The organism is Nitrospirota bacterium, from assembly GCA_040755395.1.
Taxonomy (GTDB): Bacteria; Nitrospirota; Nitrospiria; order Nitrospirales; family Nitrospiraceae; genus DATLZU01.
The window spans coordinates 127,128-148,659 of record JBFMAX010000010.1 but is presented as its reverse complement, the minus strand read 5'-3'; the positions used below and the strand labels follow the sequence as shown (position 1 = coordinate 148,659).

General features: G+C 58.4%; 38 protein-coding genes. All 38 read left to right on the top strand.

Annotated features, from left to right (window positions below; genetic code table 11):
- Positions 1–125: elongation factor Tu (tuf, locus tag AB1555_14660; protein MEW6247937.1), on the top strand; the 125-nt coding region annotated here is incomplete at its 5' end.
- A 100-nt stretch (positions 126–225) separates the two neighbouring features.
- Entirely contained in the window at positions 226–540 is a 315-nt protein-coding gene (gene rpsJ, locus AB1555_14655) for a 30S ribosomal protein S10 (GenBank protein MEW6247936.1), read from the top strand.
- 87 nt (positions 541–627) lie between these two features.
- Entirely contained in the window at positions 628–1,248 is a 621-nt protein-coding gene (rplC, locus tag AB1555_14650) for a 50S ribosomal protein L3 (GenBank protein ID MEW6247935.1), read from the top strand.
- 3 nt (positions 1,249–1,251) lie between these two features.
- Entirely contained in the window at positions 1,252–1,875 is a 624-nt protein-coding gene (gene rplD / locus AB1555_14645) for a 50S ribosomal protein L4 (GenBank protein ID MEW6247934.1), read from the top strand.
- Positions 1,872–2,165: a 50S ribosomal protein L23 gene (locus tag AB1555_14640; protein MEW6247933.1), complete on the top strand. Its 294-nt coding sequence runs from the start codon at positions 1,872–1,874 to the stop codon at positions 2,163–2,165. Before rplD ends, AB1555_14640 begins: the two co-directional genes overlap by 4 nt.
- 31 nt (positions 2,166–2,196) lie before the next feature.
- Entirely contained in the window at positions 2,197–3,021 is an 825-nt protein-coding gene (gene rplB / locus AB1555_14635) for a 50S ribosomal protein L2 (protein ID MEW6247932.1), read from the top strand.
- Between the two features lie 19 nt (positions 3,022–3,040).
- Positions 3,041–3,328 carry a 30S ribosomal protein S19 gene (rpsS, locus tag AB1555_14630; protein ID MEW6247931.1) on the top strand — a complete coding sequence of 96 codons (288 nt, stop codon included), beginning with the start codon at positions 3,041–3,043 and terminating at the stop codon, positions 3,326–3,328.
- Between the two features lie 96 nt (positions 3,329–3,424).
- The gene (gene rplV, locus AB1555_14625) at positions 3,425–3,778 is read left to right on the top strand and encodes a 50S ribosomal protein L22 (protein ID MEW6247930.1); all 354 of its coding nucleotides are present in this window, start codon (positions 3,425–3,427) and stop codon (positions 3,776–3,778) included.
- Between the two features lie 53 nt (positions 3,779–3,831).
- The gene (gene rpsC, locus AB1555_14620) at positions 3,832–4,500 is read left to right on the top strand and encodes a 30S ribosomal protein S3 (GenBank protein MEW6247929.1); all 669 of its coding nucleotides are present in this window, start codon (positions 3,832–3,834) and stop codon (positions 4,498–4,500) included.
- Between the two features lie 63 nt (positions 4,501–4,563).
- Positions 4,564–4,977, top strand: coding sequence for a 50S ribosomal protein L16 (gene rplP / locus AB1555_14615; protein ID MEW6247928.1), 414 nt, complete (start codon positions 4,564–4,566; stop codon positions 4,975–4,977).
- 22 nt (positions 4,978–4,999) lie between these two features.
- Positions 5,000–5,221, top strand: coding sequence for a 50S ribosomal protein L29 (gene rpmC / locus AB1555_14610; GenBank protein ID MEW6247927.1), 222 nt, complete (start codon positions 5,000–5,002; stop codon positions 5,219–5,221).
- Positions 5,222–5,227: 6 nt separating this feature from the next.
- A complete protein-coding gene (rpsQ, locus tag AB1555_14605; GenBank protein MEW6247926.1) occupies positions 5,228–5,497 on the top strand; it encodes a 30S ribosomal protein S17 in 270 nt (89 codons plus the stop codon).
- 122 nt (positions 5,498–5,619) lie between these two features.
- Entirely contained in the window at positions 5,620–5,988 is a 369-nt protein-coding gene (rplN, locus tag AB1555_14600; protein ID MEW6247925.1) for a 50S ribosomal protein L14, read from the top strand.
- A 29-nt stretch (positions 5,989–6,017) separates the two neighbouring features.
- Positions 6,018–6,338 carry a 50S ribosomal protein L24 gene (gene rplX, locus AB1555_14595; protein MEW6247924.1) on the top strand — a complete coding sequence of 107 codons (321 nt, stop codon included), beginning with the start codon at positions 6,018–6,020 and terminating at the stop codon, positions 6,336–6,338.
- A gap of 20 nt (positions 6,339–6,358) precedes the next feature.
- Entirely contained in the window at positions 6,359–7,015 is a 657-nt protein-coding gene (rplE, locus tag AB1555_14590; protein MEW6247923.1) for a 50S ribosomal protein L5, read from the top strand.
- Between the two features lie 65 nt (positions 7,016–7,080).
- Positions 7,081–7,266 carry a type Z 30S ribosomal protein S14 gene (locus AB1555_14585; GenBank protein ID MEW6247922.1) on the top strand — a complete coding sequence of 62 codons (186 nt, stop codon included), beginning with the start codon at positions 7,081–7,083 and terminating at the stop codon, positions 7,264–7,266.
- Between the two features lie 119 nt (positions 7,267–7,385).
- Complete coding sequence (rpsH, locus tag AB1555_14580; protein MEW6247921.1) at positions 7,386–7,781, top strand: 30S ribosomal protein S8; 396 nt, start codon at positions 7,386–7,388, stop codon at positions 7,779–7,781.
- A gap of 30 nt (positions 7,782–7,811) precedes the next feature.
- Complete coding sequence (rplF, locus tag AB1555_14575; GenBank protein ID MEW6247920.1) at positions 7,812–8,348, top strand: 50S ribosomal protein L6; 537 nt, start codon at positions 7,812–7,814, stop codon at positions 8,346–8,348.
- A gap of 8 nt (positions 8,349–8,356) precedes the next feature.
- Entirely contained in the window at positions 8,357–8,716 is a 360-nt protein-coding gene (rplR, locus tag AB1555_14570; protein MEW6247919.1) for a 50S ribosomal protein L18, read from the top strand.
- Positions 8,717–8,742: 26 nt separating this feature from the next.
- Positions 8,743–9,255, top strand: a complete 513-nt coding sequence (rpsE, locus tag AB1555_14565) for a 30S ribosomal protein S5 (protein ID MEW6247918.1) — start codon at positions 8,743–8,745, stop codon at positions 9,253–9,255.
- Positions 9,252–9,461: a 50S ribosomal protein L30 gene (rpmD, locus tag AB1555_14560; GenBank protein ID MEW6247917.1), complete on the top strand. Its 210-nt coding sequence runs from the start codon at positions 9,252–9,254 to the stop codon at positions 9,459–9,461. Before rpsE ends, rpmD begins: the two co-directional genes overlap by 4 nt.
- Positions 9,458–9,907: a 50S ribosomal protein L15 gene (gene rplO / locus AB1555_14555; protein MEW6247916.1), complete on the top strand. Its 450-nt coding sequence runs from the start codon at positions 9,458–9,460 to the stop codon at positions 9,905–9,907. Before rpmD ends, rplO begins: the two co-directional genes overlap by 4 nt.
- Positions 9,900–11,213: a preprotein translocase subunit SecY gene (gene secY / locus AB1555_14550; protein ID MEW6247915.1), complete on the top strand. Its 1,314-nt coding sequence runs from the start codon at positions 9,900–9,902 to the stop codon at positions 11,211–11,213. Before rplO ends, secY begins: the two co-directional genes overlap by 8 nt.
- Positions 11,214–11,222: 9 nt before the next feature.
- Positions 11,223–11,879 (top strand): adenylate kinase, encoded by a 657-nt coding sequence (locus AB1555_14545; protein ID MEW6247914.1) that lies wholly within the window; start codon positions 11,223–11,225, stop codon positions 11,877–11,879.
- Entirely contained in the window at positions 11,876–12,625 is a 750-nt protein-coding gene (gene map / locus AB1555_14540; GenBank protein ID MEW6247913.1) for a type I methionyl aminopeptidase, read from the top strand. Before AB1555_14545 ends, map begins: the two co-directional genes overlap by 4 nt.
- 24 nt (positions 12,626–12,649) lie before the next feature.
- The gene (infA, locus tag AB1555_14535) at positions 12,650–12,868 is read left to right on the top strand and encodes a translation initiation factor IF-1 (GenBank protein ID MEW6247912.1); all 219 of its coding nucleotides are present in this window, start codon (positions 12,650–12,652) and stop codon (positions 12,866–12,868) included.
- 67 nt (positions 12,869–12,935) lie between these two features.
- A complete protein-coding gene (rpmJ, locus tag AB1555_14530; protein ID MEW6247911.1) occupies positions 12,936–13,049 on the top strand; it encodes a 50S ribosomal protein L36 in 114 nt (37 codons plus the stop codon).
- Positions 13,050–13,185: 136 nt separating this feature from the next.
- Positions 13,186–13,578, top strand: coding sequence for a 30S ribosomal protein S13 (rpsM, locus tag AB1555_14525; protein ID MEW6247910.1), 393 nt, complete (start codon positions 13,186–13,188; stop codon positions 13,576–13,578).
- A 31-nt stretch (positions 13,579–13,609) separates the two neighbouring features.
- Positions 13,610–13,993: a 30S ribosomal protein S11 gene (rpsK, locus tag AB1555_14520; GenBank protein ID MEW6247909.1), complete on the top strand. Its 384-nt coding sequence runs from the start codon at positions 13,610–13,612 to the stop codon at positions 13,991–13,993.
- Between the two features lie 92 nt (positions 13,994–14,085).
- Positions 14,086–14,712: a 30S ribosomal protein S4 gene (gene rpsD / locus AB1555_14515; protein MEW6247908.1), complete on the top strand. Its 627-nt coding sequence runs from the start codon at positions 14,086–14,088 to the stop codon at positions 14,710–14,712.
- Between the two features lie 82 nt (positions 14,713–14,794).
- On the top strand, positions 14,795–15,799 hold the full coding sequence (locus tag AB1555_14510; GenBank protein MEW6247907.1) for a DNA-directed RNA polymerase subunit alpha: 1,005 nt from the start codon (positions 14,795–14,797) through the stop codon (positions 15,797–15,799).
- A 15-nt stretch (positions 15,800–15,814) separates the two neighbouring features.
- Positions 15,815–16,249, top strand: a complete 435-nt coding sequence (gene rplQ, locus AB1555_14505; GenBank protein MEW6247906.1) for a 50S ribosomal protein L17 — start codon at positions 15,815–15,817, stop codon at positions 16,247–16,249.
- Between the two features lie 187 nt (positions 16,250–16,436).
- Complete coding sequence (gene lptC / locus AB1555_14500) at positions 16,437–17,009, top strand: LPS export ABC transporter periplasmic protein LptC (protein ID MEW6247905.1); 573 nt, start codon at positions 16,437–16,439, stop codon at positions 17,007–17,009.
- Positions 16,978–17,553: an LptA/OstA family protein gene (locus AB1555_14495; GenBank protein ID MEW6247904.1), complete on the top strand. Its 576-nt coding sequence runs from the start codon at positions 16,978–16,980 to the stop codon at positions 17,551–17,553. The genes lptC and AB1555_14495 overlap by 32 nt, the downstream gene beginning before the upstream one ends.
- 44 nt (positions 17,554–17,597) lie before the next feature.
- Positions 17,598–18,338 (top strand): LPS export ABC transporter ATP-binding protein, encoded by a 741-nt coding sequence (gene lptB, locus AB1555_14490; GenBank protein MEW6247903.1) that lies wholly within the window; start codon positions 17,598–17,600, stop codon positions 18,336–18,338.
- 25 nt (positions 18,339–18,363) lie between these two features.
- Positions 18,364–19,875 (top strand): RNA polymerase factor sigma-54, encoded by a 1,512-nt coding sequence (gene rpoN / locus AB1555_14485; protein ID MEW6247902.1) that lies wholly within the window; start codon positions 18,364–18,366, stop codon positions 19,873–19,875.
- Positions 19,876–20,051: 176 nt separating this feature from the next.
- Entirely contained in the window at positions 20,052–20,603 is a 552-nt protein-coding gene (raiA, locus tag AB1555_14480) for a ribosome-associated translation inhibitor RaiA (protein ID MEW6247901.1), read from the top strand.
- Positions 20,590–21,456, top strand: coding sequence for an RNase adapter RapZ (gene rapZ, locus AB1555_14475; GenBank protein ID MEW6247900.1), 867 nt, complete (start codon positions 20,590–20,592; stop codon positions 21,454–21,456). The genes raiA and rapZ overlap by 14 nt, the downstream gene beginning before the upstream one ends.
- Positions 21,457–21,532: the final 76 nt, after the last annotated feature.

The following is a 21,532-nucleotide window of genomic DNA, read 5'->3' as shown; positions in this document are numbered from 1 at the left end:
GGGACAATGTGAGCATCACGGCGGAGCTGATTTCGCCGATTGCGATGGATCAGGGGCTGCGGTTTGCGATCCGGGAGGGCGGCAAGACCGTCGGCTCGGGCATCGTCACCGAAATCCTGGCGTAATGAGAGAAAGGGAATAAGGGGTAGCTGATAGCGGGGGTGAGCGGCGGGATCGCGCCGGTGCGGTGCGCGCGCTGCTAGTCGCTGGCTTGGGAGTTTGAGCGTGGTCAAGGTTGATCAGCGGATCAGAATCAGGCTCAGAGGTTTTGATTATCGGGTGCTCGACCAGTCTGTGGCCGAGATCGTCGAGACGGTCAAGAGGAGCGGGGCCAAGGTTGTCGGCCCGATTCCTTTACCGACCAGAATCGAGCGCTTTACGGTGCAACGGTCGACGCATGTCGATAAGAAGTCTCGTGAGCAGTTTGAAATCAGAACGCACAAGCGGCTGCTGGATATTATGGAACCTACTCCCGAGACGATGGATTCGCTGATGAAGTTGAATCTGGCCGCCGGGGTGGATGTAGAAATAAAACTGTAAGCAGTCAGTTCTCAGCTCTCAGTCGTCAGCCGGACGGGGGAGCGGCTGGGCTGTTGGCTGAAAGCTGAGCGCTGAGAGCGGGTGTTCATGACAAACGGATTGATCGGCAAGAAGCTGGGGATGACTCAGATCTATGATGGCAGTGTCTTGACGCCGGTGACCGTCATCGAGGCGGGGCCCTGTCGAGTTGTCGCGGTCAAGACGCGCGAGCGCGACGGGTATGAGGCCATACAGGTGGCGTTCGGTGAAGTCAAGGAGCGGAAGCTGTCCAAGGCTGAGCTCGGTCATCTGAAGACGCATCAGGCTCCGCCGAGTCGATGGCTGCGCGAATTCAAAAAACTCGGGGACGTGACCGTCGGCCAGACAATCAAGGCGGACCTGTTCAAGAAAGGCGACTGGGTCGATGTCGAGGGAGTCTCCAAGGGAAAGGGCTTCCAGGGAGTCGTCAAGCGGCATCACTATGGAGGGGGACCGGAGTCGCACGGGTCGATGTTCCATCGGGCTCCCGGATCGATCGGGAGCAGCGCGTTCCCTTCTCGGGTCTGGAAAAACAAAACGCTGCCAGGACATATGGGGTCCGAGCGGGTCACCGTTCAACGGTTGAAAGTCGTTGAGGCGCGCCCCGAGGAGAATCTGCTGCTTGTGCGGGGGGCGGTGCCCGGTGCGGACAACGGTCTGGTCATCGTGCGGAAGTCCAAGAAGGGGTAGGTTATGCCGACCGTTAACGTGGTGGATCTCAGCAAGAGGATAATCGGCACCGTCGATCTGCCCAATGAGGTCTTCGGCTGCAAGGCGCAAAGCGCCTTGGTGCACGAAGCGGTGGTCATGCAGCTCGCGTGCGAGCGTCAGGGTACGGCGTCGACGCTGCGGCGAGGCGAAGTGAGCGGATCCGGGAAAAAGCCCTGGAAGCAAAAGCACACGGGGCGGGCTCGCGCCGGGTCGATCCGTTCTCCGCTGTGGAGGCACGGCGGGACGGTGTTCGGTCCCAGGCCTCGCAGCTACGTGATGGCGATGCCGAAGAGAAAATACCGCGCCGCGCTCCAAAGCGCGCTGTCGGCGAAACTCGCGGGCGGCGGCGTGACGGTGGTGTCCGATCTTGCAATCGCGGAACCGAAGACGAAACTGCTCGCCAAGGTCTTGGCCGGGCTGGGGTTGCCACCGAAAACGCTCATTGTGGCCGGAGAGAGCCGCCATGATCTTGCCAGGGCGGCGCGGAATCTGCGCGACGTGAAGCTCGTTCGGCCCGAAGCGCTGAACGTATACGACGTTCTGCGCTATGACGCCATTCTGATTCCGGAGCGCGAACTGGCTCGAGTGAAGGAGGCCTGGTCATGAAAGCGGCGCTCCATGATATCCTGCTGCAACCGTTATTGACGGAAAAAATCACCGCGATGCGTGAACGGGAAAATACCGTGGGGTTTCTGGTCCGGCGCGACGCCAATCGGGTTCAGATCAAGCAAGCGGTGGAGTCGTTGCTGAAGGTCAAGGTTGAGCGGGTCAATGTGTTGAATGTCCGCGGAAAAACCAAGCGATTGGGTCGGTTCGTCGGGAAGCGCCCCGACTGGAAGAAGGCGTTCGTGAAGTTGAAGGAAGGCGAAAAATTGGAGCTCTACGAAAGCGCGTAATCGAGCCGCTTGGGACGAGGCAGGCGCAGACATGGCACTGAAAGCATATAGACCGACGTCGCCGGGGCGGCGAGGGATGACGGCGTTGTCGGACGAGGAGGTGACCAGGAAGCGACCGGAAAAGGCGCTCACCGTGTTTCATCTCCGCACCGGAGGACGAAACGCCGACGGGCACATGACCGTGCGTTTCCGGGGCGGGGGGCACAAGCGCCTCTACCGCGTGATCGACTTCAAGCGCGATAAGTTGGGAGTCCTGGCCAGGGTCGCGGCGATCGAGTACGACCCCAATCGTTCGGCCCGGATCGCGTTGCTTCACTACGCCGACGGAGAGAAGCGGTACATTCTCGCGCCGGTCGGTCTCAGTGTGAACGATACGGTCCAGTCCGGACCCTCGGCGGAAGTCCGGCCTGGCAATGCGCTTCCGTTGGGCGCTATGCCCCTGGGAACGACGATCCACAATATCGAGCTCAAGCCCGGCAAGGGCGGGCAGTTGATCCGGAGCGCCGGCGGGTTCGCCCAGGTGATGGGTCGTGACGGCGATTACGTCCAGGTCAGGTTGAAGTCGGGAGAGATGAGACGGATTCTCGCGACTTGCATGGCGACGGTCGGGCAGGTGGGCAATCTCGATCATGAAAACGTGGCGGTCGGGAAGGCGGGTCGATCACGATGGAAAGGCCGCCGGCCTCACGTCCGCGGCGTGGTCATGAATCCCGTCGACCATCCCCACGGGGGCGGAGAGGGAAAATCCGGTCAAGGCAATCCCCATCCGGTGTCCCCTTGGGGGTTGCCGACGAAGGGGTATAAGACTCGTCGAAGGAAGGCGACGGACAAATTCATCATCGCCCGGCGCAAGTAATCCGTTGTAGGAGAACGCGATGCCCAGATCGGTAAGCAAGGGGGCCTTCGTGGACGCCCATCTGCTCAAGAAGGTAGAGCAGATGAACCAGACCAGGGAGCGCAAGATTATTAAGACGTGGTCGCGGCGTTCAACGGTGATCCCGGACATGATCGGCCACACGTTCGCCGTGCATAACGGCAAGAAGTTCATTCCGGTGTTCGTGACGGAGAACATGGTCGGCCACAAGTTGGGGGAGTTTGCTCCGACCCGGTTCTTTAAGGGACATGGAGCGGCGAAGACCGAGAAGGCTGTTCCGCTGAAATGAGACGTTAAACGTAAAGCGCGAAACGGTAAACGCGAGACCTGGACAAGCTGGTCTCTGGCGGGTGACGATTACCGTTTGACATTTAACGAGGTGGATGTGGCAGAGGCGAAGGCAGTTCTGAGATTTACGCGGGTTCCGCCCCGCAAGGCGCGGGTGGTTGTCGACTTGATCCGCGGACAGCAAGTTCCGATGGCGCTCGCGCTCCTGAAGCATACTCCGCGCGCCGCGGCGAGGGTGGTGGAAAAGGTCCTGCGGTCGGCTGTCGCGAATGCGGAGCAGAAGGAACTGGGCGACAGCGAGGCGATGTGGGTCTCCAGGGCTTATGTCGACGGGGGGCCTATCTATAAAAGGTTCAGGGCCCGTTCTATGGGGCGAGCCAATGCGGTGCATAAACGGACGAGCCACATCACCATTGTGGTCGCCGCACCTGTGGCTGGCCGGGCGAAATAGCTGGCGACGACGCGACGGCATTTCAATCGACACGCGAGGGACATACAAACCGTATGGGACAGAAAACACACCCGGTAGGGTATCGGCTGGGGTACAACTACACCTGGAGTTCCCGTTGGTTTGCGGGAAAAGAGTTCGCCAAACTTCTCCACCAGGACATCAAGATCCGCCGAATGGTCAAGGAAAAGCTCTACCATGCCGGCGTGTCGAAGGTGGAAATCGAGCGGTCGGGGGATCAGACGCGGGTCATCATTCACACGGCCAGACCGGGGATCATTATCGGTCGAAAAGGTGCGGAGATCGATAAGCTCAAAGCCGCCTTGGAAAAACAATACGGAGGACAGGTCTACATCACGGTCAAAGAAATCAAGAAGCCTGAATTGGACGCGCAGCTTGTCAGCGAAAACATCGCGATGCAATTGGAAAAGCGAGTGGCGTTCCGTCGGGCGATGAAGCGGAGCGTTCAGTCCGCCCTTCGCCTCGGGGCTCAGGGGATCAAAATTATGGTCGCTGGCCGGTTGGGCGGAGCGGAAATCGCACGGACGGAGTGGTATCGAGAGGGGCGGGTTCCTCTCCACACGTTGCGGGCGGAAATCGATTACGGGTTTGCGGAAGCCCATACCACGATGGGGCAGATAGGTGTGAAGACCTGGATCTACAAGGGCGAACTGCTTCCCTCTCAGCAAAAGGGAAGCAGTGGAATCGAGCGACGTCTCGTGTGATCTGTGCGAGTCGCCCGCTCAACCTCGGGTCGGCGGGGGATCGGTCAACGTTGAGAGGACTGTGTGCTAGCACCGAAGAAGGTTAAGTTCAGAAAGATGCAGAAAGGCCGGATGCGGGGAAAGGCTTACCGCGGAGGGCAGATCACCCTTGGAGAGTTCGGCCTCAAAGCGCTCGAGCCCGGGTGGATTACGAGTCGGCAAATCGAGGCCGCGCGCATCGCCATCACGAGGCATGTGAAGCGCGGCGGCCAAGTGTGGACCAGAATTTTCCCGGACAAGCCGATCACGAAAAAACCGGCTGAAACCCGAATGGGGAAGGGCAAGGGCAATCCCGAGTTTTGGGTGGCTGTTGTGAAGCCCGGCCGCATCCTGTACGAAATGGACGGCGTGACGCCGGAAGTCGCGCAGGAAGCCCTGCGATTGGCTGCGCACAAGCTGCCCGTCGCGACCAAGTTTGTGACGCGCGGGCAGTTCTAGCCGCAACGGAGCACGATCGATCATGGAAATGAAGGAGCTCAGGCAGTTGACGGCTGCCGAGTTGGTGGAGAAGGAAAAGCAACTCAAGCAGGAGCTCTTCAATCTGCGGTTCCAACTCGGCACAGGGCGCATCGAGAATCCCATGCAGGTTCGGAAAACCAGGCGGGAGATCGCCCGAGTCAAGACCGTGCTGCGCGAATTGGCCGCGGAGCAGACCGGAGCATCGGCTCGGGCTAAAGGATAAGCGATCATGGCAGAGCGCACCAAGAAACGCCGTGAGTGGTTTGGAAACGTCATCAGCAGCAAAATGCAGAAGACCGTTGTCGTAGCGGTCGAACGTTCCGTGATTCATCCCGTCTACAAAAAAGTGATTCGTCGCGTGAGCAAGCTCAAGGCTCACGATGAAAACAATATGTGCAAGATCGGTGATCGCGTCAAACTGATCGAGACCAGGCCCATCAGCCGGCACAAGCACTTCAGGGTCGTGCAGGTCATGGAAAAGGGACAACCGGAAGGGTAGAAAGTCAGAATTGGTGAATTGGCGATCTGGCGAAGTGAGCGTCACCAAACGAGTATGATGTGTTGGTCTGGTGATTGGGCGAATTAAGTCGGTCATAAAAATCACGAAATCATCAAATCATTATGGTTCAGAATTACACCTACATGGACGTGGCGGACAACTCTGGCGCCAAGCAGGTCATGTGCTTCCACGTGCTCGGCGGTTCCAAGCGGCGGTACGGTTCGCTCGGCGATGTCGTGGTGGTCACGGTGAAAGAGGCCATTCCGCAGGCCAGCGTGAAGAAGGGCGACGTCAGCCGCGCCGTCATTGTGCGAACCACCAAAGAAGTCCGCCGGGAAGACGGATCCTACATCAAGTTTGATCGCAACGCCTGCGTGTTGATCAACGCTCAGGGCGAACCGATCGGCACGCGCATTTTCGGCCCGGTCGCGCGGGAACTGCGGTGGAAAAAGTTCATGAAGATCATTTCGCTCGCGCCTGAAGTGCTGTAGGAAGATCGGTAGGAACGACTGTGCATGCCATGAACAAATCCAGAATCCGCAAAGGCGACCTCGTGATGGTCATCGCCGGGCGAGAACGGGGCAAGACCGGGAAGGTCCTGTCCGTCGACCCGGTTGCGGGCAAAGTCGTCGTCGAAAAGCTGAACATCATCAAGCGGCACACCAAGCCCAATCAGAAGGTGAGGCAGGGGGGGATCATCGAGAAGGAAGCCCCGATGGCCATCTCCAACGTGATGTATCTGTGTCCCGTGACCCAAAAGCCGGCGAGGCTGGGCGTGAGAGTGCTGGAAGACGGGCGCCGTGCCAGGTTCAGCAAGAAGTCGAAAGAGTTGGTCGAGTAAGATTTTGAGGGAAAGACGGAATGGCAAAGGTGGAAAAAGGCCGCGGCGGAAAGACGCCGGCTCGCAAGGCTCCGGGGAAAAAGGAAGCCGCTCCGGTCGTCACGCCCGCCGGCGAGTCGGAGAGCGAGTCGAAGTTTGAGCCGCGGCTTCGGGAGGTCTATCGCAACCAGGTGGTGCCTGCCTTGATGAAGGAATTCGGCTACGAGAATCCGATGCAGGTGCCGCGGTTGGAGCGGATCGTCTTGAACGTCGGCATGGGAGAGGCAATTCAAAATGTCAAGCTGCTGGAGAGCGCCGTAAGCGAGTTGGCGGTGATCTCCGGGCAGAAGCCTGTCGTCACGCGGGCCAAAAAGGCGATCGCGGGGTTCAAACTCCGCCAGGGGATGCCCATCGGCGCGAAGGTGACCTTGCGGAGCCGGCGCATGTACGAGTTTTTCGACCGCCTTGTGAGTCTTGCGTTGCCTCGCATCAGGGATTTTCGCGGGGTGTCCCCGAAATCGTTCGACGGGCGCGGGAACTACACGTTGGGGCTGAAGGAACAGTTGATTTTCCCCGAGATCAAATACGATGACGTGATGTCCATCCACGGCATGGACATCACGATCGTGACGACGGCTCGAACCAACGACGAGGGCAAGGCGTTGCTGCGTCACCTCGGGATGCCGTTCAGAGCATAGGCCGGCGGCGAGAGGGCAATAGCCACCCGCGAGGTTTTCGCTCAACCATAACCACGGAGTCGAAGGTGGCTCGAAAGGCGTTGAAGTTGAAGGCGGCGGCAAAACCAAAGTTTGCCGCCAGAGCGTACAACCGATGCCCGCTTTGCGGACGGGTGAGAGGATTTCTGCGTCGTTTTCAGATGTGCAGGATCTGCTTCCGCTTTCGAAGCCTGCGCGGAGAAATCCCAGGCGTACGGAAGGCCAGTTGGTAGACGGCCCGGCGGTCAAATGAAAATTAGGAATTATGAATGTGGAATTATGAATTCGCCGGATCGGAAACCCAGCATCCGGCATTCGGAATTCCGCAGTCGCGTCCGTGGAGTGCAATGATATGGTGACCGATCCCATCGCGGATCTCTTGATCAGAATTCAGAACGGCGCGCGACGTCGTCATGAGACGGTGTCCGTCCCGGCGTCGAGGTTAAAGCGCGAAATTCTGAAGATCCTGCAGGCTGAAGGCTTCATTCGTGGTTTCGAGGAGGAGACGGTGGATGGCCATCCGGCCTTGCGCGTGCAGTTGCGGTATCTCGGGGAAGACCAGCCGATGATCACCGGCATGAAGCGGATCAGCAAGCCCGGCAGGCGAGTCTATGTCGGAAAGCAGGGGATTCCCAAGGTTCGGAACGGGATCGGCTTGTCCATCATTTCGACGTCCAAAGGGTTGATGACCGATCAGCAATCCCGGCGGACTGGCATTGGCGGAGAAGTCCTGTGCTCTGTGTGGTAACTCTCCAGGCGGAAGCTGTCCAGGTCTGATATGTCACGGATAGGACGAAAGCCGATCCCGGTTCCTTCGGGCGTCGAGGTCAAGGTCGACGACGGAGTGGTGTCGGTGAAGGGGCCGTTGGGGAAATTGGAGTGGCCTGTGACTCCGGGCATCGGCGTGTCGGTTGCCGACGGGCAGGTATTGGTCGGCCGTACGAGCGATGATCGGAAAGTCCGCGCGCTTCATGGGTTGGTCCGGGCTGAATTGAACAACATGATTGTCGGGGTGACCAAGGGTTATGAGCGGTCGTTGGAGATCACCGGTGTCGGCTACAAGGCGCAGGTTCAGGGGCAGACGGTGATGTTTAACGTCGGCTATGTCAACCCTGTCACGTTTCCCATTCCTCCTGGAATCGAGGTGAAGGTCGACAAGCAGACGCTCATCACGGTTCGAGGAACGGATAAGCGCAAGGTCGGTCAGATCGCGGCAAACATTCGCGCGATCAAGCCTCCCGATGTCTACAAGCAAAAGGGCATTCGATACGCCGGCGAAGTGCTGCGCAAGAAGGAAGGCAAGACCGGGAAGTAGAGGCTGGCATGATCGACAAGAAGCGACAGCTCGAGCGCCGCAAGCAGCGCGTGCGCAAGCGGGTGTTCGGCACCCAGGAGCGTCCTCGGCTGAACGTCTTTCGGAGCAGGTCGCACATCTACGCCCAAATCATCGACGATCTCAAAGGTCACACGATCGTCTCCGCGTCGAGCCTCGATCCGGCCCTGAGAACGTCGTTGAAGTCGGGCGGAACGACCGCGGCGGCAAAGGCCGTCGGTAAGCTGTTGGCCGAGCGGGCCAAGGCGGCGAAAGTCCACGCGGTCGTCTTCGACCGGGGCGGCCGGCTCTATCACGGTCGAATCAAGGCCTTGGCGGAAGCGTCGAGAGAAGGCGGGTTGAAGTTTTAACGTTTGCAAGGGAGGGAACGGCTTTCGTGCGGGTCAATCCTGAAGATCTCAGCCTCAAAGACAAGGTGGTGTTCATCAACCGTGTGGCCAAGGTGGTCAAAGGCGGCAAACGTTTCAATTTCTGTGCGCTCGTGGTGGTCGGGGACGGTCAGGGCTGGGTCGGCGTCGGGAAAGGCAAGGCCGCCGAAGTGCCCGTTGCGATTTCGAAGGCCGTCGAGCAGGCCAAGAAACATCTCGTGCAGGTGCCGTTGAAGGATGGGACCATTCCGCACGAGGTCCACGGCTTGTTCGGCGGAGAGCACGTGTTGCTCAAGCCTGCCGCTGAAGGCACCGGCATCATCGCGGGAGGGGCCGTTCGGGCGGTGGTGGAACTCGTCGGCGCCCACAATATCATCGCCAAGACGCTCGGCCGCGGGAATCCTTTCAACACCGTCCGCGCGACGCTCAACGGTCTGCAGCAGCTCCGGGATCCGGAGCAGGTTCTACGCCTTCGCCGTGCTCCGTCTTCCGACCTTGATCAGAAGGCGAGTGTGGCATGAGTTCCTCGAAGCAAGTCGGGTCCTCCAGCCGAGGATTGACGATCACGTTGAAACGGAGCCCGATCGGCACGCCTCAGCGCCACCGTTTGGTGCTGCGGGGGCTTGGGCTTCGCAGATTGCGTCAGTCCGTTCAGCATCCTAACACGCCGCAGGTGCGAGGGATGATTCAGAAGGTCGGTTATTTACTGGATGTGCGTCCACAATGAAGCTGCATGAACTGGCTCCGCCTCGCGGAGCGAAAAAGCGTCGGAAGCGGATCGGCCGTGGTCCGGGCTCGGGTCACGGAAAGACCGCGACCAAGGGACACAAGGGATTATTGGCGCGATCCGGCGGAGGCAAACGTCCCGGATTCGAAGGCGGGCAGATGCCGTTGGTTCGCCGATTGCCCAAGTACGGGTTTACGAATCCATTCCGACAGGAATATGCCGTCGTGAACTTAAAATCGCTGGCCGGTCTCGGTGCGGTCGATCCCATCACTCCGGAAGTGCTGACCCGCGCCGGGCTGATCAAACGCAAACATCTGCCGGTCAAGATTCTCGGCCTCGGCGAAGTCGGTCGTCCCATGGTCGTGCAGGCCCACAGGTTCAGCAAATCAGCGGAGGCAAAGATTCAAGCGGCTGGGGGGAGAGCTGAGGTTATCCGCAGTGTTTGAGCGACTCCTGACCAGTTTTCAGAATATCTTCAAGATTCCCGAACTGCGCACCCGGATCCTCTTCACGCTCGGGATGCTCATCGTCTACCGAGTCGGCGCGCATATCCCCACGCCGGGCATCAACAACGATGAGCTGGCGAAGTTCCTCGTCGAAAAAGGCGGTTCGCTACTGGGATTCTTGGATATTTTTTCAGGAGGGGCGTTGTCCCGGTTGACGATCTTCGCGTTGGGTATCATGCCTTACATCAGCGCGTCGATCATCCTCCAGCTCCTGACGGTGGTGATTCCCCATTTGTCCAAGCTGGCCAAGGAAGGCGAACGGGGACGAAAGAAGATCATTCAGTACACCAGATTCGGCACGGTCGGAATCGCCATGATTCAGGGGTTCGGGATCGCGATCGGCCTGGAAGGGATGAACCAGGGCGCGTTTGTGTTGAATCCCGGCTGGCCGTTCCGGCTGATGACGGTGATCACTCTTACGGCCGGGACCGGGTTCCTGATGTGGCTGGGCGAGCAGATCACCGAGCGGGGGATCGGGAACGGCATCTCGCTCATCATTTTCGCAGGTATCGTCGCGCGCCTCCCCAGCGCGGTGGCGCAGACGTTCGATCTGTACAAGGTCGGTCAGTTGAGCTTCATATTGCTGGTCGCCTTGGCGGTCATCATGCTGGCCGTCGTCGCGGCCATCGTGTTTTTGGAAAGCGGGCGCCGAAAGATCCCGGTGCAATACGCCAAGCGGGTGATCGGGCGACGGGTCTACGGGGGACAAAGCACGCATATTCCGCTCAAAATCAACACGGCCGGGGTGATTCCGCCGATCTTCGCGTCGTCAATCATTGCCTTTCCAGCGACGATCGCCGGGTTTTTCGAAACGCCGTGGATCAAATCATTGGGGGCGCAGCTTGCTCCAGGTTCGCTGCTCTACACGGTTCTGTATGTCGGCTTGATCATTTTCTTTTGTTTTTTCTACACGGCCGTTGTGTTGAATCCGGTCGATATGGCCGACAACATGAAGAAGTACGGTGGGTTTATTCCCGGAATTCGGCCCGGACAGCGGACCTCGGACTATATCTACAAGGTGCTGACCCGTATCACGTTCGCGGGATCGATCTATTTGGCGACGGTCTGCGTGATTCCCGAATTCCTTATTTATAAGCTGAACGTGCCGTTCTACTTCGGCGGCACATCGCTGCTCATTGTGATCGGGGTAGGACTGGATACCGCGCAACAGATCGAGTCCCACATGCTCATGCGCAACTATGAGGGATTCCTGGCCAAAGGGCGCCTCAGAGGGCGGAGCGGGTGAACGCGCGCCATGCGGCTGGTCTTTCTCGGCGCTCCGGGAGTGGGCAAAGGGACGCAGGCAGATCGCGTGGCGGCCCGGTTCCATCGGCCGAAGATCTCGACCGGGGACCTGCTTCGGGAAGCGGTCAAGAACAAGACGCCGCTGGGACTCGCCGCAAAGAGCGCGATGGACGAAGGCAAGCTGGTTCCCGATGCGGTCGTGATCGGGATGGTGCGCGAGAAGCTGGCGGAACCGGGCTGTGCGAACGGATTCCTTCTGGACGGCTTTCCCAGGACGGTGCCTCAAGCGGAAGAGTTGGCTAGGATCCTTGACGCCAGCGGAACTCGAATCGACCGCGTGATCAATTTTGAGGTGCCGCGCGAAGAGATCGTGAAGCGTTTGAGCGGTCGTCGGAGTTGTCCTCAGTGTCAGGCCGTGTTCCATGTGGATTTCGCCCCTTCGAAAAAGCCCGGAGTGTGCGATCGATGCGGCGAGCAGTTGATCCAGCGAAGCGACGACCGGAGGGAAACGATCGAAGCCCGGCTGCAGGTGTATGAAGAGCAAACGGCGCCGCTTATCGCGTATTATGATCAGAAGCGGCTCTTGTCGAATCTGGATGGATCGGGTTCGGTGGAGTCGGTTCATGAACGGTTGACGGCGCTGCTCGCAGGGCTCGGGGTGACATGATTATCTTGAAGACGCCTGAAGAGATCGAGGTGATGGCGCAGGCGTCGAAGTTGGTCGCTGAAACCCTGGAAGCACTGAAAAAGGAGGTCCGCCCCGGGGTCACGACCGAACAGCTCGACCGGTTTGCGGAAGAGTTCATCGTAGCGCGGGGCGGCCGGCCGGCTTTTAAGGGTTACCGGAACTATCCCAAGACGCTTTGCGCATCCGTGAATGAACAGGTCGTGCACGGCATTCCGTCCAAACGCCCGTTGAAAGAAGGCGACATTGTCGGGCTCGACTTGGGGGCCATCGTTGGGGGGTTCTACGGCGACGCCGCGATGACGCTCGCCGTCGGAACCGTCTCTCCGGAGGCGGCGAGGCTCATCAAGGTGACCGAAGAGGCGCTGTACCTCGGCATTGAACAGGCAGTCGTCGGCAATCGGCTGTCAGATATCTCTCATGCGATTCAGCGACACGTCGAGGCTGCGGGGTACTCCGTCGTAACCGATTTTGTGGGACACGGCATCGGGCGCCAACTGCATGAAGAGCCGCAGGTGCCGAATTATGGGAAGCCAGGCCAAGGCCCTCGGCTTCAATACGGAATGGTTCTGGCCATCGAACCGATGGTGAACATGGGTGGGAGCGCGGTGCGGATCCTGGAAGACCAGTGGACGGCGGTGACCAAAGACGGGAGCCTGTCCGCGCACTTCGAGCACACGATCGCGGTTCAGCCCAGCGGCCCAGCTCGAATCCTGACGAAGTTGTAGGCGTAAAAGGAAGGATTTGTCTTCGTGCCCAAAGAAGGCGTCATTGAAGTACAGGGAACGGTGGCGGAGACATTGCCGAACGCCATGTTCCGGGTCCAGCTCGATAACGGTCATAAAATCCTGGCCCATATTTCCGGCAAGATGCGCATGCACTTCATTCGCATTCTACCGGGTGACAAAGTGACCGTCGAATTATCACCCTACGACTTGACGAGAGGAAGAATCACGTATCGATTCAAGTGAAGCGCCGACTCGGCGGTTGCTTTGATGAAGGGGCTCGGCTTCTGGAACAAGGAGCTGATGAAACACCATGAAAGTGAAGTCGTCCGTCAAGCCGATCTGCTCGAAATGCAAGGTGGTTCGCCGTCGGGGCGTGGTCCGGGTCTTGTGCGAGAACCCGCGACACAAACAGCGGCAAGGTTAGGGGACGTGGTGCGTGAACCGTTATCCGTGATGCGTGGGAGCAAGACAGTCTCTTGGCCACATCATAACTGATCACGGATGACCGGCACCCGTTGCTCCGGGAATGCAACGGGTGCCCCGGATGACGGAGGAAGAAGATGGCTCGGATAGCTGGAGTCGATTTGCCGCGAGAGAAGCGGATCGATGTCGGACTGACCTATATCTATGGAATCGGTCGGTCTTCGGCCCGGCAGATTTTGAAAAAGGCCGGAGTGGACGGCTCGATTCGGGTCAAAGATCTCAGCGAGGACAAGATCATCAAGCTTCGGGAAATCATCGAACGGGACTATCAGGTCGAGGGGGACCTCCGGAAGGAAGTGTCGATGAACATCAAACGGCTAATCGACACGGGGACGTACCGGGGGTTGCGTCATCGTAAAGGGTTGCCGGTGCGGGGACAGCGGACGAGAACCAATGCGAGAACCCGAAAGGGGCGTCGGGCGTCTATCGGAAAGGCGCGCAAGCCGGCGGGAGCGCCGAGCGGTGGGTGAGACACAATCCTGATCGCGAATAGGACATCCCATGAGCGTGAAGAAAGGCAGGAAGAAGGAACGCAAAATCGTCCAGAGCGGCGTGGCCCACGTGCAGGCCTCGTTCAACAACACCATCGTGACCATCACCGATATGAGCGGAAATACGGTGGTGTGGGCGAGCGCCGGCAATCAAGGATTCAAAGGTTCGCGGAAGAGTACGCCGTTCGCCGCGCAGCGAGCGGGAGAGGCTGCGGCCAGGAAGGCCATGGAATACGGCATGCGACAAGTCGATGTGTACGTGAACGGACCGGGCGCCGGACGGGAGTCGGCGATCCGTTCGCTCCAGGCCGCCGGTCTGCGCATCAATCTGATCCGCGACGTGACGCCGATTCCGCATAACGGTTGTCGCCCGCCGAAGCGTCGACGAGTGTGAGGAGCGTGCAACGTTACCCGTTAAACGTTAATCGTGAAGAAACGGATCCTTCACTTGAGCGTTTAACGAATAACGATTAACGAGGGAAAACGATGGCGAAGTATCGCGGTCCAGTCTGTCGGCTGTGTCGGCGTGAAGGAGAAAAGCTTTTTCTCAAGGGTTCTCGCTGTATGACGGAGAAATGCGCGATCGAGCGCCGGAGTTATCCGCCTGGCCAGCATGGGCAGGGTCGCCCGCGCATTTCCGACTACAGCCTCCAGTTAAGGGAAAAGCAGAAGTTGAGACGGATCTATGGTCTGCAGGAGCGGCAATTCCGAGGGCTCTTCGAACGGGCCGAGCGGCAGACAGGGATCACCGGCGAGGCTTTGCTTCGCCTGCTTGAGTGTCGGCTCGACAACGTTGTGTATCGCCTGGGTTTTGGCTCCTCGAGAAAAGAAGCGAGGCAATTGGTGAATCACGGCCATGTCCTCCTGAACGGGCGGAGGACAAACATACCGGGCGCGTTGGTCAAAGTCGGCGACGTTGTCGAGGTCCGACAGAAGAGCCGGAACCTCGTGCCCGTCCTGGCTGCCTTGGACGCTGTTGACGGGCGCGGTGTCCCCGAGTGGCTGGAACTGGACCGGACCGCCTTCAAAGGAACGGTCCGAGCATTGCCGACCAGGGAGAATATCGGACTTCCCGTCAATGAACAGATGGTCGTGGAGTTGTATTCCAGGTAGGAGATGCGACGTTCCGTGCGGGAGTATGCAACGGACTCCTGGCCGACCGGCTTTCTGGTCGTATTGAGGTGAAGGGGGAATCATGATCAAGGCGATGAAGGACTTTCAGATCCCGATGCGGGTCGAAGTCGACAAAGAAACTCTCTCCCCGACGTTCGGCAGATTCACGGCGGAGGCCTTCGAGAGAGGATTCGGGACGACCATCGGCAATTCGCTCCGACGGGTGCTGCTGTCGTCGTTGACCGGTGCTGCTGTAACCACTGTCAGGATCGAGGGAGTCTTGCACGAATTTTCGACGATCCCTGGCGTGACGGAGGACGTCACCTCCATCATTCTCAATGTGAAAAGTCTCCGGCTGGCGCTGCATTCCGACAAGCCCAAAACGATTCGTCTCAAAAAGAAGGGACCTGGGGAAGCGAAGGGCTCGGATATTGTTCACGACGCCGACGTCACCATCCTCACTCCGGATCTGCACATCGCCACGCTGGACAAAGATGCCACGCTCGATATGGAAATGGTCGTCAAGCACGGGCGAGGCTACGTGCCGGCGGAGCGTAATAAGGAGGAAGGCCTGCCCATCGGCGTCATCGCGGTGGACTCCATCTTCTCGCCCATCAAGCGGGTGAATTTCCACGTGGAGAACGCCCGGGTCGGCCGGGTGACCGACTATGACAAGTTGACGTTGGAGATTTGGACGGACGGCACGATCACGCCGGGGAACGCGCTCTCCACTGCCGCGAGTATTCTGCGCGACCATCTGGATATCTTTATCAATCCGGAGGAAAGGGCGGAAGCCGAGCCGGAAGCCGTCAGGGATGAACGGACCCGTGAGATCAACAGGAACCTGTTCCGGAGCGTCAACGAATTGGAACTGTCGGTCCGTGCCGCCAATTGTCTCAAAAATGCGAACATCAAGACCATCGCCGATCTCGTCCAGAAGACCGAGGTGGAGATGCTCAAGACCAAGAACTTCGGCAAGAAGTCGCTCAACGAGATCAAGGAAATCCTGGCGGAAATGGGTTTGAGTCTGGGCACCAAGTTGGATACGCTGCCGTCCGGTGACGGGAATCCCAAATCCGATTCATAAACAAGAGGACTTGCCGTGCGACACAGGAAAAAGGGGAGGCAACTCGGCCGGAAGACCAAGCATCGGTGGGCTCTATTTCGGAGTCTGGTGACGGCGCTGCTTGATCAGGAACGGATCGAAACCACGGAGGCCAAGGCCAAGGAGGTGCGAGGCTTCGCTGAGCGGATGATCACGCTGGGGAAGGAAGGAACGCTGCCCGCCAGACGGCGTGCCCTCGGCTTTCTCAGAAGCAAAGAGGTGGTCTCGAAATTGTTCGACGATGTCGCGTCGCGGTTTCGGGATCGTCCCGGCGGTTACACGCGCATCATTAAGACGCGTCGGCGCGTCGGCGACGCGGCCGAGATGGTCGCGATCGAGTTGGTCTCCAGAGCGGTCGACTCCGATCAGAAGAAAGGGAGGGGGACATCCACACAATCCTCACCGGAGATGTCTGACAGTCCTTCTGCCTGAGCAAGGTTTGGGTTTTTGAAGCTGCATCCCTGCGGTTCGTCTCACCTGCGTTTCTCTTCTACTGGATCGTGAGTATGGTTCTCGGCGAGCTTACGGTGGATGCGTTTACTTGCACCGCCTGCCATGCTATTATCGTGCCAATGTGAGTTTTCGTTAATGCGCCATGTGAGAAGTGGAGTTACGGGAGATGTGGCAGCGTTGGGTTCGCGGGTCCTTACTTGCCATAAGCGCCATATTCGCCTCGTTTCTCGTCTACCTCTTGTTTACCCGCGCTGAATCGATTCCCTCATCTAGACTTACCCCGGCGACCGACTTTGAACGGGCCGACGCGAGCATCCAACGGTTCACCTTTATGCAAACGAAAGACGGTGCTGTACAGTGGGAGGTGCGCGCCCAAAAGGCTCGCCTGTTCGAGGGTGAAAACCGAGCCGTTTTGGATCGAGTCCACATCACTCTTTACGGAGACAAGGGGCGTGAATTCAGCTTGGAAGGGGACGAAGGCACCCTCGACACCGTGAAGAAAAATTTCGTGCTCTCCAATAGAACTGATCCGATCGCCGTGCGCACTGAAAGCGGGTACACGATCTATACCAATCATCTGGCGTGGAATGAAGAACGGGGCGAAATCAGCACGACTGAGCCCGTAACGATCACCGGCCACGGGTTGCATGTGAACGGTCGTGGGCTTATCGGGAAGGTGCAGTCTGAAGAATTTCAGGTTCTCGAAGATGTCCAGGTGGATATTCATCACGCTGATTAGCGTGCTTGGATTATGGCCGGCGGGACGCGCGTATTCGTCTGAGCTCCGCGAGGCGAAAGCGGCGTATTCTTCAAACGCCAGCACGACGATCACAGCGCAGAAAATGACCGTCCGCAACCAGGACAGCAAGGCCATTTTCGAAGGCGCCGTGGTGCTGATCAAAGGTTCTCTCGTGGTTCATTCTGATCGTATGGTCGTGTCGTTTCGACCAGCCGAGACGGATGGAAAAGAGAAATCCGAAGAAGCGCGAGCGGAACCGTCCGGTCAGAAGCGCGAGGCCATACCTTCCGTGTCGAACCGCTCGGTCAGCATGATCGAGGCAACCGGGCGGGTCAAGATCGAAAAAGATGGGGGCAGAGCTACCTGCCAAAAAGCGGTCTATTATCAGGACGAGGAAAAGATTGTGTTGACCGGAGACCCGGTAGCCTGGCAGAAAGGAACGCGAGTCAGCGGAAAACGGATCACGATGTTTCTGGCCGAGGATCGAAGCGTCGTCGAAGGCGGTTCTCACGTGACGATCGAAGGCGAAACGGGAGAGCAATAGTGCTGGATGCCTGTGCGTTGACCAACTCCAAGGCTGAGCCTGCAGTGACTCCTCGCGAGGCGGGCGAGCTTCTGTCGGCGACCGGGCTGGTGAAAAGCTTTAAAGGGAGAACCGTCGTGAAAGGAGTCTCGTTGGAGGTTCGGGCCGGCGAGGTGGTCGGCTTGCTTGGACCGAACGGAGCCGGCAAGACCACCATTTTCGACATGATGGTGGGGCTTTGTCAGCCGGACTCCGGCGATATTCACTTGAACGGCGAGGCGATCACGGACCTTCCGATGTATAAGCGGGCGCGGAAGGGGATCGGATATCTCCCACAGGAATCATCGGTCTTTCGCCGCCTCACGGTCGAAGAAAACATCTTGGCGATTCTGGAAATGATGGACCTTGGAGCGTCTGAACGCGAACAGCGTGTGGACGCGCTGCTGGGCGAGCTGGAACTAACCCATCTTCGAACAAGTAAAGCCTACTCTCTTTCGGGAGGAGAGCGGCGCCGGCTGGAGATTACCAGGGCTTTGGCGACGCAACCGCTCTTCTTGCTGCTCGACGAACCGTTCGCGGGTATCGATCCGATCGCCGTCGCGGATATCCAGCAGATCATCACGCGCCTGAAACAGAAACACATCGGGATCTTGATCACCGACCATAATGTGCAGGAAACGTTGTCGATTACGGATCGGGCCTACATCATCAATGAGGGGCAGATCCTGGAAGCCGGATCTCCAGAGGTCATCGTGAACAGCACGACGGCGCGCGCGGTCTACTTGGGCGAGCGGTTCCGGCTCTGACGGGAGATGGCGCGAGGATAGCGACATGAAACTGCGGCTTGATCTTCGGCTCAGCCAGAAGCTCATCATGACCCCCCAGTTGCAGCAGGCGATCAAGCTGCTGCAGCTTTCCCGACTGGAGCTTCAGCAGAGTTTAGCCCAGCACCTGATGGAAAATCCTTTGCTGGAAGAGGTGCCCGCCGAGTCCGAAGAAAGCGACCAGGCCGGGTCCGACGAAGCCGCCGTGGACGGAACCGACTATCCGCAATCGCCAAGCCGAAGCGGTACCGATGACGAGGGTTCCTCGGGGGAAGCCGAGAGTCCCGAGGATCTCTCGGCGGCGGGATGGGAGGATTACTTCGACAGCGATCGCCGTGCCGGCGATACGGAATATCCCTCCTCGGTTCAGGATGAGTTTCCGTCCTATGATCAGACGGTCGCCAAGGCGACTTCGCTGGAAGATCATCTGCTGTGGCAACTTTCACTCTGCGGTCTGTCCGACCGCGAAAAGGCCATCGGGCGGGTGATCGTCGGGAATATCGACGACGACGGCTATCTGCGGGTCCCGCTGGCCGAAGTCGTAGAAGGCACCGGTTTTTCCGTCGAGGAAGCGGAATCGGTGTTGAAGGTGATCCAGACGTTCGATCCCAGCGGTGTCGGCGCCCGCGACTTGTCGGAATGTCTTCTGCTTCAATTGGGCTATCTCGGTCGCAGCCCGATCGGGTCGATCGGAGCAAGACCCGGCGCGTTGAGAGGATCGGTGGTCGAGGCGATCATTCAGCATCATCTGAAGGACTTAGAGAAGAAACAATACGGGCGCATCGCGAAAGGGCTCAATGTCTCGGTTGAGGAAGTGTGCCGAGCGACGAAAATTATCGAAGGCCTGGAACCGAAGCCCGGACGACCCTTCGCGAACACCCAGAACTATGCGATTGTACCCGACGTCTTCGTGGTCAAGAACGAGGGTGAGTGGGTGGTCCTGCTCAACGACGACGGACTTCCTCGCATGAGGATCAGTCCCTATTACAAGCAATTGATGGCCGGCGGGCACTCTCCGGAGACCAAGGCGTATCTGGACGAGAAATTGCGCGCCGCGCAGTGGGTCATCCGCAGCATTGAGCAGCGTAACAAGACGATCGTGAAGGTCGTTTCCAGCATCGTCAAGTTTCAGCAACGGTTTTTCGAGCACGGGGTCCAGTATCTGAAGCCGCTGGTGTTGAAGCAAGTGGCCGAGGACATCGGCATGCACGAATCGACGATTAGTCGCGTGACAGCCAACAAATATATGTATTGCCCACAAGGCATGTTGGAGCTGAAGTTCTTTTTCAACGCCGGCCTCCAGCGGGCCGACCAGCCGACCGATATGTTGTCTTCCGTCACCGTCCGTGAGATGATTCGAAAAATGGTGGCGGAGGAAGATCCGACCCGCCCCTTGAAGGATGAGGAGATTGCGGCCCGGTTGCGGAACCAAAACATCATCATCGCACGCCGGACCGTGGCGAAATACCGAGCGGAAGAGCATATTCCGTCCGCCAACCAGCGCAAGCGCTTCTTCTAAGACTCGTCTGTAGCCATCATCGATCAGTTTTTGAAGCAAGATAAAGGCCTGTGGTGTGTGAAGTAGGGCGTCGTGTCGAACACCCGTACCTCTCGTGGAGCGGATCTGAAAGACGATGAAGAGGGACTGTCAACAAATGTAAGCTGGCAACAGCATGGGGAGCATGAGGGGGAACGATGCAAGTGCTACTGACCGGGAGACATGTTGAAATCACTGCCGCGCTCAGGCGGTACGTGGAGACCAAGCTGAAGCGACTGGAGCGGTTCGGCGTCAAGTTGAGCAATATTCAGGTCGTTGTCGGCGTTGAAAAATTCCGACATACCGCGGAAGCGACCTGCATGCTCAACGGGAAGGCGATTCAGGCCAAGGTCTCGACCGAGGAAATGTACGCGTCCATTGATCAACTGGTCGATAAGATCGGAAGTCAGATTCGGAAGCGAAAAGAACGGTTGGTCGACCATAAATCCGGCTCCCAGAAGAAAACATTGAGACCGAGGGAGCGCACACCACTGGCTCAATCGGTTGATGTCAAGACAGTGCGCTCAGCCGCCCCCATCCTTCGTTTGGACGACGCGGTGATGAAGCTGGGCGCGCATCCATCGGCGATTGTCGTCTTCGTCAACGAGGCGTCGAACAAATTGCAGGTGCTCAGGCGGCTCGCCAACGGCGAGGTTGAATTGATCGATCCGCAGCCGCAGGAACCCGTGGAGTTGCATGCCCGCACTTAACCTCGTGATCATCAGCGGTCTGTCCGGTTCGGGGAAAACCCACGCGCTCAAATTTTTCGAAGACACGGGGTACTTTTGCGTGGACAACCTCCCGGCAGCGCTTCTGCCCACCTTCGTCGATCTCTGCAATCAGCAGGGCGGTGAGATCAAAAACGTGGCGCTCGGAATTGATATTCGGGAACGGGTGTTTTTCTCGGATTTAATGGGAATCCTTGATCGGATCAAGGCCTTGGGCCATTCCATCGAGTTGGTGTTTTTGGAAGCCAGGGAGGAGGTGCTCGTACGTCGGTTTTCCGAGTCGCGCCGCCCCCATCCCTTGTTGCCGCATTTGCCGGTTCTGGAGGGCGTGCGTTTCGAAAAGGAACGGATGACTGAGCTGCGTCGTCAAGCAGACCGCATCATTGATACATCCGACCTGACTGTGCACGAACTGAAAGACCTTCTCGCGCGCCAATTCAAACGCGAGGACGGGCCGCATCGCCTCACGATCTCTTTGGTGACGTTCGGGTTCAAGTTCGGCGTTCCCTACGACATCGATCTGTTGTTTGACGTCCGCTTCCTGCGCAATCCCTTCTTTGTTCCGGACCTTAAACCGCTTACAGGCGAGGACTCTCGGGTCAGAACCTATGTTCTCAACGATCCCGACGCCATCGCATTCCTCGGGCTGGTGGAGGGCATGCTCAAGTTCCTTATTCCCCTATTCGAACGTGAGCGTCGCAGCTATTTGACCATTGCGTTCGGTTGCACAGGCGGACGCCATCGTTCCGTTGCGCTCGCCATCCGTTTGCGGGACAGTCTCGTCGGCATGGGGCACGAGGTCACGCTCGTGCATCGTGATCTTCACAAATCCTAGCCGCGTGTGCGCATCGAGTGTTTGCTTGACAGGTATAGCATATTGACTATACTTACCTCGTAACTTCAATCGTCTG

Coding starts and splice junctions, on each gene's coding strand:
- rplC (MEW6247935.1), top strand. CDS start 628: ATGACAAACGGATTGATCGGCAAGAAGCTGGGGATGACTCAGATCTAT.
- rplD (MEW6247934.1), top strand. CDS start 1,252: ATGCCGACCGTTAACGTGGTGGATCTCAGCAAGAGGATAATCGGCACC.
- AB1555_14640 (MEW6247933.1), top strand. CDS start 1,872: ATGAAAGCGGCGCTCCATGATATCCTGCTGCAACCGTTATTGACGGAA.
- rplB (MEW6247932.1), top strand. CDS start 2,197: ATGGCACTGAAAGCATATAGACCGACGTCGCCGGGGCGGCGAGGGATG.
- rpsS (MEW6247931.1), top strand. CDS start 3,041: ATGCCCAGATCGGTAAGCAAGGGGGCCTTCGTGGACGCCCATCTGCTC.
- rpsC (MEW6247929.1), top strand. CDS start 3,832: ATGGGACAGAAAACACACCCGGTAGGGTATCGGCTGGGGTACAACTAC.
- rpmC (MEW6247927.1), top strand. CDS start 5,000: ATGGAAATGAAGGAGCTCAGGCAGTTGACGGCTGCCGAGTTGGTGGAG.
- rpsQ (MEW6247926.1), top strand. CDS start 5,228: ATGGCAGAGCGCACCAAGAAACGCCGTGAGTGGTTTGGAAACGTCATC.
- rplN (MEW6247925.1), top strand. CDS start 5,620: ATGGTTCAGAATTACACCTACATGGACGTGGCGGACAACTCTGGCGCC.
- rplX (MEW6247924.1), top strand. CDS start 6,018: ATGAACAAATCCAGAATCCGCAAAGGCGACCTCGTGATGGTCATCGCC.
- rplE (MEW6247923.1), top strand. CDS start 6,359: ATGGCAAAGGTGGAAAAAGGCCGCGGCGGAAAGACGCCGGCTCGCAAG.
- rpsH (MEW6247921.1), top strand. CDS start 7,386: ATGGTGACCGATCCCATCGCGGATCTCTTGATCAGAATTCAGAACGGC.
- rplF (MEW6247920.1), top strand. CDS start 7,812: ATGTCACGGATAGGACGAAAGCCGATCCCGGTTCCTTCGGGCGTCGAG.
- rplR (MEW6247919.1), top strand. CDS start 8,357: ATGATCGACAAGAAGCGACAGCTCGAGCGCCGCAAGCAGCGCGTGCGC.
- rpmD (MEW6247917.1), top strand. CDS start 9,252: ATGAGTTCCTCGAAGCAAGTCGGGTCCTCCAGCCGAGGATTGACGATC.
- rplO (MEW6247916.1), top strand. CDS start 9,458: ATGAAGCTGCATGAACTGGCTCCGCCTCGCGGAGCGAAAAAGCGTCGG.
- AB1555_14545 (MEW6247914.1), top strand. CDS start 11,223: ATGCGGCTGGTCTTTCTCGGCGCTCCGGGAGTGGGCAAAGGGACGCAG.
- map (MEW6247913.1), top strand. CDS start 11,876: ATGATTATCTTGAAGACGCCTGAAGAGATCGAGGTGATGGCGCAGGCG.
- rpmJ (MEW6247911.1), top strand. CDS start 12,936: ATGAAAGTGAAGTCGTCCGTCAAGCCGATCTGCTCGAAATGCAAGGTG.
- rpsM (MEW6247910.1), top strand. CDS start 13,186: ATGGCTCGGATAGCTGGAGTCGATTTGCCGCGAGAGAAGCGGATCGAT.
- rpsK (MEW6247909.1), top strand. CDS start 13,610: ATGAGCGTGAAGAAAGGCAGGAAGAAGGAACGCAAAATCGTCCAGAGC.
- rpsD (MEW6247908.1), top strand. CDS start 14,086: ATGGCGAAGTATCGCGGTCCAGTCTGTCGGCTGTGTCGGCGTGAAGGA.
- AB1555_14510 (MEW6247907.1), top strand. CDS start 14,795: ATGATCAAGGCGATGAAGGACTTTCAGATCCCGATGCGGGTCGAAGTC.
- lptC (MEW6247905.1), top strand. CDS start 16,437: ATGTGGCAGCGTTGGGTTCGCGGGTCCTTACTTGCCATAAGCGCCATA.
- AB1555_14495 (MEW6247904.1), top strand. CDS start 16,978: ATGTCCAGGTGGATATTCATCACGCTGATTAGCGTGCTTGGATTATGG.
- rpoN (MEW6247902.1), top strand. CDS start 18,364: ATGAAACTGCGGCTTGATCTTCGGCTCAGCCAGAAGCTCATCATGACC.
- raiA (MEW6247901.1), top strand. CDS start 20,052: ATGCAAGTGCTACTGACCGGGAGACATGTTGAAATCACTGCCGCGCTC.
- rapZ (MEW6247900.1), top strand. CDS start 20,590: ATGCCCGCACTTAACCTCGTGATCATCAGCGGTCTGTCCGGTTCGGGG.